The 15,015-nt window shown below is 69.5% G+C and carries 14 protein-coding genes; 6 read left to right on the top strand and 8 right to left on the bottom strand.

The genetic code is table 11. The features are described 5' to 3' along the window. Positions 1-86: 86 nt before the first annotated feature. Positions 87-836: an SDR family oxidoreductase gene (locus tag JCR33_RS00355; protein ID WP_198880021.1), complete on the top strand. Its 750-nt coding sequence runs from the start codon at positions 87-89 to the stop codon at positions 834-836. A 73-nt stretch (positions 837-909) separates the two neighbouring features. Then, complete coding sequence (locus JCR33_RS00350; protein ID WP_198880020.1) at positions 910-1,269, top strand: lysozyme inhibitor LprI family protein; 360 nt, start codon at positions 910-912, stop codon at positions 1,267-1,269. A 45-nt stretch (positions 1,270-1,314) separates the two neighbouring features. Here JCR33_RS00350 and JCR33_RS00345 read toward each other — a convergent pair whose 3' ends face one another. From JCR33_RS00345 to JCR33_RS00335, 3 genes are read right to left on the bottom strand one after another with little or no spacing between them, the layout of a single operon-like run. Beyond that, positions 1,315-1,707, bottom strand: a complete 393-nt coding sequence (locus JCR33_RS00345; protein ID WP_198880019.1) for a hypothetical protein — start codon at positions 1,705-1,707, stop codon at positions 1,315-1,317. After that, positions 1,697-3,265, bottom strand: a complete 1,569-nt coding sequence (locus tag JCR33_RS00340) for an FAD-dependent oxidoreductase (protein WP_198880018.1) — start codon at positions 3,263-3,265, stop codon at positions 1,697-1,699. Before JCR33_RS00340 ends, JCR33_RS00345 begins: the two co-directional genes overlap by 11 nt. 60 nt (positions 3,266-3,325) lie before the next feature. After that, the gene (locus JCR33_RS00335; RefSeq protein WP_198880017.1) at positions 3,326-3,757 is read right to left on the bottom strand and encodes a c-type cytochrome; all 432 of its coding nucleotides are present in this window, start codon (positions 3,755-3,757) and stop codon (positions 3,326-3,328) included. Positions 3,758-3,960: 203 nt separating this feature from the next. Between JCR33_RS00335 and JCR33_RS00330 the strand changes: the two genes are divergently transcribed. Next, positions 3,961-5,304, top strand: coding sequence for an O-antigen ligase family protein (locus tag JCR33_RS00330; RefSeq protein WP_198880016.1), 1,344 nt, complete (start codon positions 3,961-3,963; stop codon positions 5,302-5,304). Between the two features lie 108 nt (positions 5,305-5,412). Here JCR33_RS00330 and JCR33_RS00325 read toward each other — a convergent pair whose 3' ends face one another. From JCR33_RS00325 to JCR33_RS00315, 3 genes are read right to left on the bottom strand one after another with little or no spacing between them, the layout of a single operon-like run. Further along, the gene (locus JCR33_RS00325) at positions 5,413-5,739 is read right to left on the bottom strand and encodes a hypothetical protein (RefSeq protein ID WP_198880015.1); all 327 of its coding nucleotides are present in this window, start codon (positions 5,737-5,739) and stop codon (positions 5,413-5,415) included. Between the two features lie 40 nt (positions 5,740-5,779). Continuing rightward, entirely contained in the window at positions 5,780-6,424 is a 645-nt protein-coding gene (locus JCR33_RS00320; RefSeq protein WP_198880535.1) for a L,D-transpeptidase, read from the bottom strand. A gap of 5 nt (positions 6,425-6,429) precedes the next feature. Then, positions 6,430-7,371 (bottom strand): ABC transporter substrate-binding protein, encoded by a 942-nt coding sequence (locus tag JCR33_RS00315; protein WP_198880014.1) that lies wholly within the window; start codon positions 7,369-7,371, stop codon positions 6,430-6,432. 208 nt (positions 7,372-7,579) lie between these two features. On the opposite strand from JCR33_RS00315, the gene JCR33_RS00310 reads away from it, so the two are divergent. The 3 genes from JCR33_RS00310 (at position 7,580) to JCR33_RS00300 (ending at position 11,899) form a co-directional block, all read left to right on the top strand. Continuing rightward, a complete protein-coding gene (locus JCR33_RS00310; RefSeq protein ID WP_198880013.1) occupies positions 7,580-8,839 on the top strand; it encodes a putative DNA modification/repair radical SAM protein in 1,260 nt (419 codons plus the stop codon). Then, positions 8,836-10,320, top strand: coding sequence for a UdgX family uracil-DNA binding protein (locus JCR33_RS00305; protein WP_198880012.1), 1,485 nt, complete (start codon positions 8,836-8,838; stop codon positions 10,318-10,320). Before JCR33_RS00310 ends, JCR33_RS00305 begins: the two co-directional genes overlap by 4 nt. A gap of 364 nt (positions 10,321-10,684) precedes the next feature. Beyond that, positions 10,685-11,899, top strand: a complete 1,215-nt coding sequence (locus JCR33_RS00300; RefSeq protein ID WP_198880011.1) for a DUF2865 domain-containing protein — start codon at positions 10,685-10,687, stop codon at positions 11,897-11,899. Between the two features lie 46 nt (positions 11,900-11,945). On the opposite strand, the gene JCR33_RS00295 is transcribed toward JCR33_RS00300, so the two are convergent. Both JCR33_RS00295 and JCR33_RS00290 read right to left on the bottom strand, forming a co-directional pair. Continuing rightward, entirely contained in the window at positions 11,946-13,313 is a 1,368-nt protein-coding gene (locus JCR33_RS00295) for a glutamate--tRNA ligase (RefSeq protein ID WP_198880010.1), read from the bottom strand. After that, the gene (locus JCR33_RS00290; RefSeq protein WP_198880009.1) at positions 13,306-14,955 is read right to left on the bottom strand and encodes an NAD+ synthase; all 1,650 of its coding nucleotides are present in this window, start codon (positions 14,953-14,955) and stop codon (positions 13,306-13,308) included. Before JCR33_RS00290 ends, JCR33_RS00295 begins: the two co-directional genes overlap by 8 nt. Between the last annotated feature and the right edge of the window lie 60 nt (positions 14,956-15,015).

The raw sequence follows: 15,015 nt of genomic DNA, 5'->3' as shown, positions 1-15,015 counted from the left end.
CCCTCCTCCTTCTCCGCATCAGGCGTTGATTTGCGGTGGTGATCGGCCTACCCACGGCCGAAACACCAATAAGAGGAGGAGCGGCCGTGGGGGTTGAAGGCAAGATCATCCTGGTCACGGGAGCGAGCCAGGGCATCGGCAAGGCGTGCGTCGTCACCCTCGCCAAGAAAGGCGCCAAGGTGGTGGCGGCCGCCCGCCGGCTCGACAAGCTGGAGGCCGTGGCCAGCGAAGCCGGCGGCGACGTGACCCCCATCGCCTGCGACGCCAGCGATCCGGCGAGCGTCGAGGCGATGTTCGCCGCTATCGCCGCGCGCCACGGCCGGCTCGACGTGGTGTTCAACAACGCCGGCAACAACATGCCGGGCACCGATTTCGGCGACATCGCCTTCGAGGACTGGCGCCGGGTGATCGGGCTCAATCTCGACGGCTGCTTCCTCGTCGCCCGTGGCGCCTACAAGATGATGCGCGATCAGTCGCCGAAGGGCGGGCGGATCATCAACAACGGCTCCATCTCCGCCTATGCGCCGCGCCCGGGGTCGGCCGCCTACACCGCCTCCAAGCATGCGATCACCGGCCTCACCAAGACGATCAGCCTCGACGGCCGCAAGCACGACATCGCCTGCTGCCAAATCGACATCGGCAACGCGCGGACCGAGATGGCTGCCCGCATGGCCGACGGCGTGCCGCAGGCCGACGGGTCGATCCGCCCGGAGCCGCTGATGGACGTTCAGGTGGTCGCCGACTCGATCCTTTTCATGTCGGCGATGGATCTGTCGGCGAACGCCCAGTTCCTGACGGTGATGGCGACGAAGATGCCCTTCGTGGGGCGCGGCTGATCGGGCGGGCCATCGCGTCATCGAGGCCGCACGATCGAGGCCGCTCCACCCGCGACACGCCCGGAGAGGACCCATGTACATCGACAGCCGGCTACGCGCCGCAACCCTCGCCCTCGCTATGGCAGGCGTCGGCACCTCGCCGGCGATGGCGCAGAGCTTCGATTGCGCCAAGGCTTCGGCGGCGGACGAGGTGGCCGTCTGCCGCAGCGGCCGCCTCTGCGCGCTCGACGACGAGATGGCGAGCCTCTACGAGGACGTGCTCGCCCACGCGCTGATGGGCGTCTCGGGTGAAACGCGGGATGGCCAGCGCGAATTCCTCGAAAAACGGGCGGCCTGCGGTGCGGACGACCCCTGCCTCACCGCGCTCTACGAGGCGCGCATCGCCGAGCTCAAGAAGACCCGCGAGGCGCTGGGCGACAGCCCCGCCCACTGACGTCCTCTTTGGCCGAGCCGCGGCCGGCGGCGGCTCGACCGCGCCTCAGACCAGCGTGGCGAGGGCGCAGAGGCGCGCCTCGGTGCCCGAAAGCACCCACCCCTCCACCGCGACGGTGTCGCGGCGCTCGAAGTCCTCGCGCTTGGCGACGGCGAGGCGGGCGGCGAGCGCGTCCGGCGACAACCGCATCACCGCATCCGACGAGAGCGCCGTGCGGGCTTCGATCTCCGCCATCAGCGCCGAGAGGTCGGCGCCGCCCCGGTCGGCGAGATAGGCGCGGCCGATGCGACCGGCGGCCCGCCGTGAGCCCGCGAGACGGGCGAGGCGCCGCTCGGGCGAAGCCGGAGCCGCCGCCACGCGGCCGGTGAGGAGCGAGGCCCCCGCCGCGAGCCAGCCGAGCGCCGCCCGGCGGGTGGGACCTTTGCGCTTAGCCGTCACGGGCGACCTCCTCCTTGAGATGATCGGCGAGCCGGGCCGCGAGCGCGACCAGCGTCAGCGTCGGATTGGGCCACCCCGCGCTCGGATAGAGCGAGGAGCCGGCGATGTAGACGTTGGGGGCCTCGTGCATACGGCAGTCGGTGTCGACCACCGACGCCTTGGGGTCGGTTCCCATGCGCGTGGTGCCCATGTGGTGGAAGCCGCCATAGGCGCCGTCGAGAATCGCGTCCTCGTCCTCCAGCATGTCGTAGCGAAAGCGGCCGAAGTCCGAACGGCCGATCTCGTGGGCGATGACGCGATGGGCGAGCTTGATACCGTCCTCGTCGGCACGGGTCAGACGCCAGTCCATCGCCGCGATGTGCTGACCGAGCGCGTTGCGCGTGCTCGACAGGGTGATGCGGCTCGCGGGGTTCGGAATCTGCTCCACGTAGTTCGCGAGGATGAACGCGCCGACGTCGGGCGGCGGCTCCCCGTTCACCAGCGCATCCCAGATCGCGCCGGGCTCCTGCATCACGTCCCACACGTCGCCGAAGCCGAAATTGAAGTCGCGCACGTGCTTCAGCGCCAGCCGCAGCTCCGAGTAGCGCCGCAGCTCGGCCCGGAAGCGCGGTACCTCGAGCGCCCGCGTCGCCTCCGGCGACAGCGTGAGGTGGGCGCGGATGCGCACATCGTCGCCCGTCGGATCGTCGAGGCGCTGCTCGTCGAAATAGACGTCGAAGCCGGGCTTGAAGTTCTTCGGGACGACGACGCCGTTGGCGTAGGCGACGTGCTCCATGAAATAGCGGCCGACGAGGCCGGAGCCATTGCCGAAGCCCGCCGCCTGCTGGCCGTTGCTGTCGAGGAGGAGGCGCGCGTTCTCGATACCGCCGGTGGCGAGCACGAAGCGGGTCGCGCGCACGGTGAAGCTGTTGCCGGCGAGCGTCGCCACGGTGACGTGGGTCGCCGCGTCGCCGGTGTCGCCGCGGTAGAACGAGGTCACCGTCGCGTAGAGGTAGACGAAGACGTTGGGGGCGGCGTTGAGATCGGCGGCGTAGGCGAGGCCGAAACGCTGGCGGTGATAGCGCGAGATCGAGGTGCGCACCGGTCCGCCGTCGGTGAAGTCCATGACCGCGAACGGCGTGTTCTTGAGAACCTCGGCGGGCTCGTACTCGTACTCGCCGAGGCCGATCACCTTGTGGGCGGCGCGGTAGTAGGGTTCGAGATCGGCATAGTCGACGGGCCACTCCGCGTCCCCCATCCACGGCCGCGGGCCGAACACGATGGGATCGAGCGGGGCGCACTGGCCGCCCCAGTGGTTGGTCGAGCCGCCGAGATAACGCAGCCGCGACGCGCCCCCCGGATACGGGCGGCCGATGACGTCGATGTCGCCCAAGGCGGCGACGGCCGCGTCGTAGTTTAGGCCGCCGGTCTCCAGCATGACGACCTTCTGGGGGCCGTTGGCGAGCGCCCGCGCGATGGTGATGCCGGCCGCGCCGGTGCCGATGATGCAGACGTCGGCATCGATGGTGGTGCCGGTCTCAATGGTGCGCGCATCGGCGAAACGATCGAACGGACCCATCAGTCGGCAAGGCCTCCCCTGTCATGTGGCCGGCGCCGTGGTGGCGCCTCGCCGCGGCCCTCAAGGCTGCGAGATATGCTCCAGATAGGCAACGAGTTCAGCCCGCTGGGTATCGTCGGCAAGGCCGAAATAACCCATGTTCGTGCCCGGAAGATAGGTCGTGGGCGATTTCAGGAAGGCGTCGAGCGTCTCCTTGCTCCAGACGATGTCGGAATTCGCCATCGCGGTGGAGTAGACGAAGTCCTTCCAGGTGCCGGCCTTGCGGCCGACGACGCCGGTGAGATCGGGGGCGACGGCCGCGGCGGCGGTCTGATCGTGGCAGACGGCGCACTGATCCTTGTAGATCGCCTCGCCGGCCGTCACCTCGGGGGAGACGGTCTTCTCCTCTTCGCCGCTGCACGCCGCGACGAGCACGGCGGCGCCGAGCGCCGCCCCGCGCACCAGCCATCCCGCCACCCGGCGCATCCCGGCGCCGCCTTCGAGCTCGACCATCGTCCCTCGCCCTCCCTCGTTCTGCCGCGGCCGCGACGGCGGAGCAGCGTCAACACACTTGCGCAATTCAGCCCGTGCGAGCAGCCTGATCCGGCCGGCTCGCGCGTGGTCCGCGTCACCCAAGATCAGAGGGTTAAGGCGACCCGCGGAAGGGAGCAACAATTGAGAAGGATTCAAAACACTCCGGCGATGCGGTTTTGCCTATGACCAGTCAGGACAATTGGCTCGACTATCTGTCGGCGCGCGACGTCGTCGCCCAGTCGAGCCAGGAGGCGCTGGTCGACGCTCTGGTGCGCTGGCTCGCCCGCATCGTGCTGACGGTGGCGATGGTCTACCTGATGGTGGGCTTCGGGCCGCTCGTGAAGAGCGACGGTCAGTCGGCCGAGGGCGGTGCGCTGCGGCAGGTGTTCTTCATGCTCCTCGCCTGCCTGTCGCTGCCGCTGATTCTCGTGGCGTGGCGGCGCGCCCTCGCGATCCTCGCGCGCTGCTGGGCGCTGCTCCTCGTCTATGCGGGGATGATCTCCACCGTGTTCTGGTCCGCCTTCCCCGGCATCACGGTGCGTCGCTTCATCGTCTACGTGATCGTGCTGATGATCGGGCTCGGCGTCGCGTCGGTGCTGCGCTCGCCGCGGCAATATTTTCCCCCGGTCATCGCCGCCTTCGCCTTCGTGCTCTTCGCGAACTTCCTCTATACGGCGGCGGTGCCCGGCAAGGCGTGGTCCGACATCGGCCTTCAGGCGATGCACACCTCCAAGAACGTGGCCGGCATGGTGACGCAGGGCATGGCGATCACCTTCGCGAGCGCCCTCCTCGCCGTGCGCAATCCGTTGGGCTTCTGGAGCCTCGTGGGCCTCACCGTCCTGTCGCTGGTGTTTCTCGCCCTCACCCTGTCGAAGACGGCGTTGGCGCTCGTCCTCCTGTGCGTGGTGGTGCTGCTGCCGATCTATATGCTGATCTGGACGAGCCGCGTGCTCGCGATGCTCGCGGTGGCGGGGCTCGCCCTCATCGCCGGGCTCGTGGTGTTCAGCACCGGCACCTTCAATCTGTCGGGGCCGGACTGGGCGGAGATCCTGACGGGCGACCCGACCTTCACCGCGCGCGACCAGCTCTGGGGCGCCGGGGTGCAGCACATCGGCAAGCACCCCTGGTTCGGCTACGGCTGGGGGGCGCAGTGGTCGATGCTTCCGGTCTACCATCCGCTGTGGAACTATATCGGCTTCTGGACGGGGATCGAGGCGCGCTATCTGAGCCTGCGCCAGTTCCATAACGGCTACCTCGACATCATGGTCAACGGCGGCGTCTATTTCGCCGTCATCGTGGCGATCTACGGCATCGACCTGGTGCGCAAGATCGTGTCGGCCATCGTCCGCCGCTCGCCGGACCGCTGGCAGTTCGCCGGCAGCGCCTGGCTCGCGGTCTATTTCGTGTCGGTGCTCGTGTCGAACATGATGGAATCGTCGCTGTTCTATCCCGACATGTTCCTCGGCCAGTTCCTCGTCTTCCTCACCCTCGCCCACACCTCTTGGCAAATGGGCGAACGTGACTAGGCTGCCGACGCGCGGTGCGTGGCACACGATGAACGAGGGGTGGCAGAGGCGCGGCGCCGCTCCGGCATGTCGCGCCTCTGGGTCCGGGTGTTGCGAGGAAGTGGCGCCTCAGGCCTTTTCGACGGACTGGACGGTGCCGTTGTCGTCGACCACGCAGGTGGCGCTGCCGGCGCTGCCCATCGTGAGGCTCACCGAATAGACCCCCGAGCCGGTCTGGCTGGAGGAAACCGGCAGCACCTCGTTGGCCGGCGCGCCGAAGCGGGTCGCGGCCTCCGAGGCGCACAGGAGCTGAAGGTCGGCCGGCGCGGTCACCACGCTCGAGCGCACCGTGCTGCTCGGCGTCGCGGACCCGCCGGAGCCCCCGCCCACGCAGCCCGCCGCCGCCATTGCCATCGCCACGGCGAGAGCCCCGCCCGTCATCCGCATCACGCCCATTGCGCGCTCCTTCTTCAAACGCCCCTGTAGAGCGCGGCCTTCAAACGCCCTTGTAGAGCGCGGCGCCCTGCATCAGGACAATCACCTTCGCGCCCACCTCGACCCGGTTGAAGAGGTCGATCACATCGTCGTTGTTCATGCGGATGCAGCCCGACGAGATGTCGAGGCCGATCGACCACGGCTCAGTGGTGCCGTGGATGCGGTAGATCGTGTCGCGGTTGCCCTCGTAGAGATAGAAGGCGCGGGCACCGAGCGGGTTATCCGGGCCGCCGGGCATGCCGTTGGCATACTTTGCGGAGTTCGGATCGCGCGCCACCATCTCCGCCGGCGGCGTCCAGGTCGGCCATTCGGCCTTGCGGCCCACGCGCACGATGCCGGCCCAGCCGAAGCCGTCGCGGCCGACGCCGATGCCGTAGCGGATCGCCTGGAAGTTCGGCAGCACCAGGTAGAGGAAGTGCCGGTTGCCGTCGATGATGATGGTGCCCGGCTTCTCGGCGGTGCGGAACTTGACCACCTGGCGGCGGAAGTCGGCCGGCACGCCGCCGTGGGCGCGATAGTAGTCGATCGCACGCTTGGGATCGTAGCTCACCCAGGCCCGGGTCGACGGATCGAAGATCTGCGTGGCGTGGGCGATCCCGGCACTGAGTGCCACAACCCCGAGGGCCGCCGCCGCGCGCGACAACATCCGCTTCATTTCACCCACTCCTCAATCCGCTCCTTGTTGTCCGCAAGCCATGCGTCGGCCACCGCGTCCGGCGCGCGACCTTCCACATGCACCGCATAGCTCATCATCGCCGCGTCGTCTTCGGTCAGGGCGATATGCTGGAGGAAGGCGACGATGGCGGGCTGATCGTCGGCGAGCGCGCGAGCGTAGCCGATGTGAAAGTGCGACGGCTCCCAAGCGCTCGCCGCCGTCGAGTGGGCGAGCCAGGCCGGGTCGTCCTCGGCCTGCACGATGGTCCAGGTGGCCGGATCGTGGGGCGGCTCCTCGAGCCGCACGATGTCGTGCAGGGCGAACACGTAGTGCGGCGAATAGCAGTAGAAGACGACGGGCTGACCGAGCGCCGCCGCGGCATCGATCGAGGCCATCGCCATGTCCTCGGGCATGTTGAGGAGCATCATCGTATCGGCATAGCCGTAGCTCTTCGCCCGCACCCGCTCGATCCGCGCCGACGACCAGCTCGCAGGACCGATCCACATCTCGCCCTTGCCGTCCTCGTCGGTGTCGAAATAGGCGGCCATCTCGGGCTTGGCGAGGTCGCCGACCGACTTGATGCCGGTGGCCTCGACCGTGTCGCGCGTGGTGCAGAGCCCCTGCATGGCGGTCACGCCGTAGTCGGCGACCACCACGCTCTTCGCGTAATCGTCGACGAAGCTCTGCAGGTTGGGGAGCCAGATCTCGGGGTGGATGTCCACCTCGCCCCGGTCGATGGCGCCGAGGAGCTCCATGCTGCCGATCGGGCGCAGTCGCACCGCGACGCCGTAGTGCTCCTCGAGCACCTTGCCGATGATGCTGGCGGTCACCTCCGCCGACGGCCAGGCCGGCACGCCCACCACCACCGTCGCCGCGAGCGCCGGACCCGCCGCGAGGGCACACGCTCCGGTCAGAATCGATCGGACCCAGGCCGACATCGTGATTCGCCTCCCCCTCACCTTTGCGCACGACCCAAGCACGGAGCGGGGAACGTTGGAAGCACGTTTCCGACCCGTAGGGTTGCAAGCTCGCCCCTTGCACAACGGCTGTGGCCGAACGTCAACACGCGAATGCGGCCCTTTACCGGGGACGCCGCGCGACCCTATATGGAACAAAGACGAAACATTGGATTAAGGCAGGAAGGGCGTGGCGACCAGTCGAGCGAAAAGCCTCCAGCAGAGGCTGGCGATCCTCGCCGATGCGGCGAAATATGACGCCTCCTGCGCGTCGTCGGGAACCCAGGCGCGAGATGCCCGCAAGGGTGGCATCGGCTCCACCGAAGGGTCGGGCATCTGCCACGCCTATGCCCCCGACGGGCGCTGCATCTCGCTGCTGAAGGTGCTGCTCACCAACGCCTGCATGTTCGATTGCGCGTATTGCGTGAACCGCGTGTCGTCCGGCGTGGAGCGGGCGGCCTTCACCCCGGAGGAGGTGGTGAGCCTCACCCTCTCCTTCTATCGGCGTAACTATATCGAGGGACTGTTCCTGTCCTCCGGGATCGTGCGGTCGGCCGATCACACCATGGAGCAACTCGTGCGGGTGGCGCGCACGCTGCGCGAGGGTCATCAGTTCCACGGCTACATCCATCTGAAGACGATCCCCGAGGCCGCGCCCGAATTGATCGAGGCGGCCGGGCGCTACGCCGACAGGCTGTCGATCAACATCGAGCTGCCCACCGATGCGGGCCTCGCCGCTCTCGCGCCGGAAAAGTCCGCCGGCACCATCAAGCGGCAGATGGCGGAGGTGCGGACGGCGATCGACGCGGCGGCCGAGCGGCCGCGCCGCCTGCCGCCGCGCGCCGCGCCGGCGCCGCGGTTCGCCCCCGCCGGGCAGTCGACGCAGATGATCGTCGGCGCCGACGGGGCGAGCGACGTGGCGATCCTGTCGCGCAGTCGCACCCTCTACACCGCCTATCGGCTGCGGCGCGTCTACTACAGCGCCTTCAGCCCGATCCCCGCGGCCTCCACGGCCCTACCCCTCACCCCGCCCCCGCTCCAGCGCGAGCATCGGCTCTACCAGGCCGACTGGCTCACCCGCTTCTATGGCTTCGAGGTCGGCGACATCGCCGCGGCGGCGACGGCCGAGGGCATGCTCGACCTCGACATCGACCCCAAGCTCGCCTGGGCGCTGCGGCACCGGGCGGAGTTTCCCGTCGATCTCAACCGGGCGCCGCGCGAGCGGCTGCTGCGGGTGCCGGGCCTCGGGGTGAAGGCGGTGGACGCGATCGTGTCGACCCGGCGCCACCACCGTCTGCGGCCGGAGGATCTCGCCAAGATCACCCCCACCGCCCGGCGCGCCCTCGCCTTCGTGGCGGCGGAGGGCTGGTCGCCGAAGGGGCTCGACGGGGAGCGCCTCGCCCATCTCGTCCGCAAGCCTCACCGTCAGCTCGACCTCTTCGCGGCATGAACCGATACGGGCACATCGTACGCCTGGAGCACCCGGCGGACTTCGAGACCTTCCGCCGGATGGCCCGGCGCCTCGTCGCGGCCGGCATATCCTCCCATCGGGTGCTGTGGACGACCCGCGACGACGCTCAAGGCGTCCTCGCGACGATGGTGCCGGCGCAGACGCTGCCCGAGCCGAGCGCCACCGACGCGCCCCGCGCCCCGCGCCGTTTCGTGGAGCTTGCCCGGCTCGTCGCCTGCCACAGCGCCGCCGACCGCTACATCCTCCTCCACCGCCTGCTGGAGCGCTTTCAGAAGGAGCCGAGGCTCCTGTCGATCGCCACCGACGCCGACGTCGCCCGGGCGACGACGCTCGCCCAGAACGTGCGTCGGTGCGCCCACAAGATGAAGGCGTTCGTTCGCTTCCGCACCACCCGCGATCGGGACGGTGCGGAGCGCTTCGTCGCCTGGTTCGAGCCGGAGCACCACGTTCTCGACCTCGTGGCCGATTTCTTCGTCGGGCGCTTCGCCGCGATGCGGTGGTCGATCGTCACGCCGGAGCGCTCCGCTCACTGGGACGGCGCCACGCTCATCGTGGCCGGCGGCGCGAGCCGCGAGATCGCCCCCGACGGCGACATCCACGAGGATCTTTGGCGCACTTATTTCGGAGCGATTTTCAATCCGGCGCGTTTGAACGTCAGGGCGATGACATCCGAGATGCCCAAACGCTACTGGACGAACCTGCCGGAGGCCGCCCTGATCCAGCCCCTGATCCGCCAAGCGACGGCCCGAGCCGGCGCGATGATGGCCGCGCCCGCCACCGCCCCGGCGCGCTCCACCCGCCCCGCCCGTGCCCGCCGGGAGGCCGAGAGCCGCAGCCGCTCCCTCGCCGCCAACATCAACTCGCTCGACGATATCGCCGAGGCCGCGGCCGGCTGCACGCGCTGCCCGCTCTATCGCGACGCCACCCAGGTGGTGATGGGCGAAGGGCGGCCGGGCGCCGCCATCATGTTCGTGGGCGAGCAGCCCGGCGATCAAGAGGATCTCGCCGGCCGGCCCTTCGTGGGCCCCGCCGGACGACTATTGAACCGCGCGCTCCAGGACGCCGGCATCGAGCGGGCCGACACCTTCGTCACCAACGCGGTGAAGCACTTCAAGTTCGAGGTGCGCGGCAAGCGGCGGATCCACAAGTCGCCCAACGCCGGCGAGATCGAGCATTGCCGGGTCTGGCTCGACCACGAGCGGCGGCTGGTGCGGCCGAAGGTCACGGTGGCGCTCGGGGCGAGCGCGGCGCGGACGCTCGCCGGCCATCCCCTCGCCGTCGGGCGCAACCGTGGCACGCCGCTCACCTGGGCCGACGGTTCAGCGGGATTTCTGACCGTCCACCCTTCGGCACTGCTGCGCCTCGCCGACGCGGAGGCAAAGCGGGCCGAATACCGGCATTTTGTGGATGACCTCGCGGCTGTGCGGACAATGATCGCCACTGTGACGCCGAAACACTAGCGCGGTGGCCCATCGTTGCGGCAAGCGAGGCGTGTTAACGTTTTCGGAAGAAATGCGATCCCTCTGCGTTGTCCATTTTGTTGAGTGCGCTTACGTCTCGGGAGCCGTCCAGTGCTCCCTTCTGCCATGAACGTTCAGTGGGTGACCCACGATGAGAGCTTTTATTGTTCTGATTTTCATCGGATTGATGGGCGGCAGCGCGTGGGCGCAGTCGTGTGGCGCGTTGCGCGCCGAGCTGGCCCAGGCACGTTCGGGCGGTGGTGGAGCCGAACTCGCGCGGCTGCGCCGTCAGGCTGATGCTTATGGTTGCAATGCGTCCGCAGGATGGGGCCGCCATCGCGCGTGCGCCGGCATCGAGGCGCGCATGCGCAACGCCGGCGGCGGCAACCCGCGCCGGATTCGCGAGCTTCAGCGCCAGGTCGCCCGTGCGTGCGACGACACCCGCACCGCATCCCGTCAGCAGCAGCGCCGCCGGACGGTGGCCCCGCCCGCGAGCGGCGTGATCATCCACGGCACCCGTCCCGACAATCAGCTCAACGACGAGGCGCGCCGCGGCGGCTTCAACATCTTCTCCAACATCTTCGGGCGCCGCCACCCGAACGAGGTGGAGACGGTGAGCGTCGATCCGCGGGAGGCGGTGTCGTCGGGTTCGGTGGAACGGGTCGACATCGACGAGCAGCGGCTGCGCCGCGCCGCGCCGTCCGACGATTCCGACGGCTCGGGCCGGGCGCTGCGCATCGGCAACGCGCGCACGGTGTGCGTGCGCCTGTGCGACGGCTTCTACTTCCCGATCAACAGCCAGTCGCATAGCTCGAACTTCAACGAAGAGCTCGCGATGTGCGTCGGCCGCTGTCCCGGCGCCGACGTGTCGCTCTATGCGCACGACCGCGATTCTCCGGTCGAGACGATGCGCTCCACGCTGACGAGCGAGCGCTATGTGCGCCTACCCACCGCCTTCCTCTACCGCAAGAAGCGCGTCGCCGATTGCGGCTGCCAGACCCAGTCGGTGATCGCCTCGGACATGACCGCCGACAAGGCGCTCGGCTTCGTGGGGCTCTCCGACGAGATGGCCGCCTCCAAAGCCGCCGAGCGGGCGGCGACCACCAGCGGCGGCTACGTGCGCTACAAGGCGGTCTACGACGCGACGGGCAAGCCGCTCGCTCCCTCGCTGACGCTGCGCACCCCGCCCTCCACCCGCGACGACGTGCAGGACGACGAGGTGCAGACGGCGGCGCTCGAGACCTCCGAGACCACGAAGCTGGACGATCTGCCGAGCGCCAAGCCGCTGCCGCAGGGCGGCGAAGCGATCGAGACGGTGGCGGCGGCGAGCACCCCGCCGCTCAGGGTGCGCGAGGTCGGGCCGCAATTCTTCTCGCGCGGCTACGGGCTCGACGAGCCGCGGCCGAGCCACGCCCCGCTGGTGCGCCCGACCTATACGTCACCGGCGATCACCATCGTCCCGCTCACCAATCTCGCCAAGCCGAGCGCGCCGAGGGCCGCGCACGACCCGGCCAAGATCAGGTTGGGCGACGAGTCCCGCACCTCGCAGCTCGAGACCGTCGACCAGACCGGCGGCTGATTCGCCGCCGTCCGGCCTGCGCGCGGCGGCACCGCGCGGGTCTTCCTCAGTCGGCGGCCCGCGCCGCGGCGATTGCGCCATCGAGCCGGCGCACGACCTCGGCACGGTCGAGGAGCAGCAGGAAGGCGGCCATCTCCGGGCCGCTCGCCTCCCCCGTCAGCGCCCGCCGCAGCGGCATGAAGAGGGTCTTGCCCTTGGCGCCCGTCGCCGCCTTCACGGCGCCGGTCCAGGTGCGAAACGTCGCCTCGTCCCACGGCTCGGGCGGCAGCGCGGCGCGCGCGGCCTCGAGCACCGGCGCGTCCGCCAGGGTCACGCCGATCCCCGCGGGGTCCGGCGCCTCCCGCCAGATCGCGACCCAGTGGCCCACATCGGCACGCCGGCCGAGATTGGGCCGCACCGTCTCCCAGAAGCGACGATCGGCGACGCCGTAGGTGGCGCCGAGCCACGCCTCGACCGCCTCGAACGGGGTGGCGTGGAGGAGAGCGGCGTTGAGGCGGTCGAGGTCGGCGGGGTCGAAGGTCGCCGGCCCCCGCGACACCGCTCCGAGGGGTTTCATCGCGGCGAGATCGGCAAGGCTCGCGACCGGTGCGACGGGCAGCGAGGTGCCGACGAGGCTCGCGAGCGAAGCCACCGCCATCGCCTCGTATCCCTCCTCCCGCAGCCGGGAGAGGGAGAGCGGGTTGTGCCGCTTCGACAGCGGCTCCCCGTCGGCGCGGATCAGAAGATTGTGGTGGCCGAGCCGTGGCGGCACCGCCCCCAACGCCTCGAAAATCGCGATCTGCACCCCGGAGTTCGTGACGTGGTCCTCGCCGCGCACCACCGAGGTGATGGCGAACTCCGCGTCGTCCACCACCGAGGTCAGCGTGTAGAGATAGGTGCCGTCGGCGCGCACCAGCACCGGGTCGGAGAGGGATTGGAGGTTCACCGTCTGCGGACCGCGGCAGAGATCGTCCCAGGAGCGCGAGCCGTCGGGCAGGCGAAAGCGCCAGTGGGGACGGCGCCCCTCCGCCTCGAGGCGCTGCCGCTCCTGCGCCGTCAGCGCCAGGGCGGCGCGATCGTAGATCGGCGGCAGACCGCGGGCGCGCTGGCGCATGCGCTTGCGCTCCAGCTCCTCCGGCGTCTCGTAGCAGGGGTAGAGCCGTCCCGCCTCGCGCAAGGCGTCGGCCGCCGCGTCGTACTGCGCGAGGCGGGCCGACTGATGGGCGACACGATCGGGCCGGATGCCCAGCCAATCGAGATCGGCGGCGATCGCCTCGGCATATTCGGGACGCGAGCGCTCGGTGTCGGTGTCGTCGTAGCGCAGCACCAGCGTGCCGCCGTCCATGGCGAGAAAGGCGTTGTAGAGCGCCGTCCGTGCATTGCCGAGATGGAGATATCCGGTGGGCGACGGCGCGAAGCGGACGACCTCAGACATCGCGGAAGCGGTTGACGATGGGATAGCGCCGGTCGCGGCCGAACGCCTTGGGCGAGAATTTCACCCCCGGCGCCGCCTGGCGCCGCTTGTACTCGGCAATATGAAGAAGATGCTCCACCCGCCGCACGGTCGCCTCGTCGAAGCCCTCGGCGACGATGTCGGACACGCTCGCCTGATCCTCGATGAGACGGCGCAGGATGCCGTCGAGCGTCGCGTAGGGCGGCAAGGAATCCTCGTCCTTCTGGTTCTCGCGCAGCTCCGCCGTCGGCGGCTTGTCGATGATGCGCTCGGGGATCACCACCCCGTCGGGCCCCAGCGCCCCCTCCGGCTTGGCGCCGTTACGCCAGCGGCAGAGGGCGAAGACCTCGGTCTTATAAAGGTCCTTGATGGGATTGTAGCCGCCGTTCATGTCGCCGTAGAGGGTCGCGTAGCCCACCGACACCTCCGACTTGTTGCCGGTGGTGACGACCATTCCGCCGAACTTGTTGGAGACGGCCATCAGCGTGGTGCCGCGCACGCGGCTTTGGATGTTCTCCTCGGTGACGTCGGGCGCGCGGCCGTTGAAGACGGGGGCGAGCTGCTCGGAGAAGCCCTCCACCGCCGGCGCGATCGGCACGATGTCGTAGCGCACACCGAGCCGCTCGGCGACGTCGGCCGCGTCGGAGAGGCTCTCGTTCGAGGTGTAGCGGTAGGGCATCATGATGCAGTGGACGCGCTCGGCCCCCAGCGCATCCACCGCGAGCGCCGCGCAGATCGCCGAATCGATCCCCCCCGACAAGCCGATGACGACGCTCGGAAAGCGGTTCTTGTTGACGTAGTCGCGCAGGCCGAGCATCGCCGCCGTCCACTCCGCCTCGTGGAGCTCGGGAAGCTGCGCCATCGGACCGGGCTCGGGAACCCACCCGTCGCCCTCACGCACGAAGCTGACGGTGGCCGACGCCGGCTTGAAGGCGGGAAGCTGCGCCGTCAGGCTGCGGTCGGCCGCGAGCACGAAGGAGGCGCCGTCGAAGATCAGCTCGTCCTGCCCGCCGATCTGGTTGAGGTAGACGAGCGGCAGCCCGCTTTCCACCACCCGCGCCACCGCCACCTGCATGCGGGTGTCCTGCTTGGTGCGGGTGTAGGGCGAGCCGTTCGGCACGAGCAGCATCTCCGCCCCGGTCTCGGCGAGGCACTCCACCACGTCGGGCGTCCAGATGTCCTCGCAGACGGGCAGGCCCACCCGCACCCCGTCGATGTCGACGGGGCCCGGCATCGGGCCGGGCGTGAAGACGCGCTTCTCGTCGAACTCGTCGTAGTTCGGCAGGTCCACCTTGTGGCGCGTCGCGACGACCTTGCCGCCCTTCAGGACGGCGACGGCGTTGGTCAGTACCCCGTCCTCCAGCCACGGCGTGCCGATGGCGATGGCGGGACCGTCCGGGAAGGCAGCGGCGAGACGCTTCACCTCGGCCATGGCACGCTCGGTGAAGGAGCGCTTGGTAACGAGATCCTCCGGCGGATAGCCGGTGATGAAGAGCTCAGTGAAGAGCACGAGGTCGACGTCGCCCGCCGCGCGCACGGCGGCCTCGGCCATCTCGCGGTTGCCGGCGAGGTCGCCCATGGTGGGGTTCAGCTGCTCGAGACGGATCGTGAAGCGGTCGCGCATGGGCCCTTGGCGGTGAGAGATACCCGATTGTCGGTTTCCGGGACACTGGCCGCCGCATGC

It is taken from the genome of Acuticoccus mangrovi, assembly GCF_016411865.1.
Classification (GTDB): Bacteria; Pseudomonadota; Alphaproteobacteria; order Rhizobiales; family Amorphaceae; genus Acuticoccus; species Acuticoccus mangrovi.
This window is presented reverse-complemented; position numbering and strand designations above follow the sequence as displayed.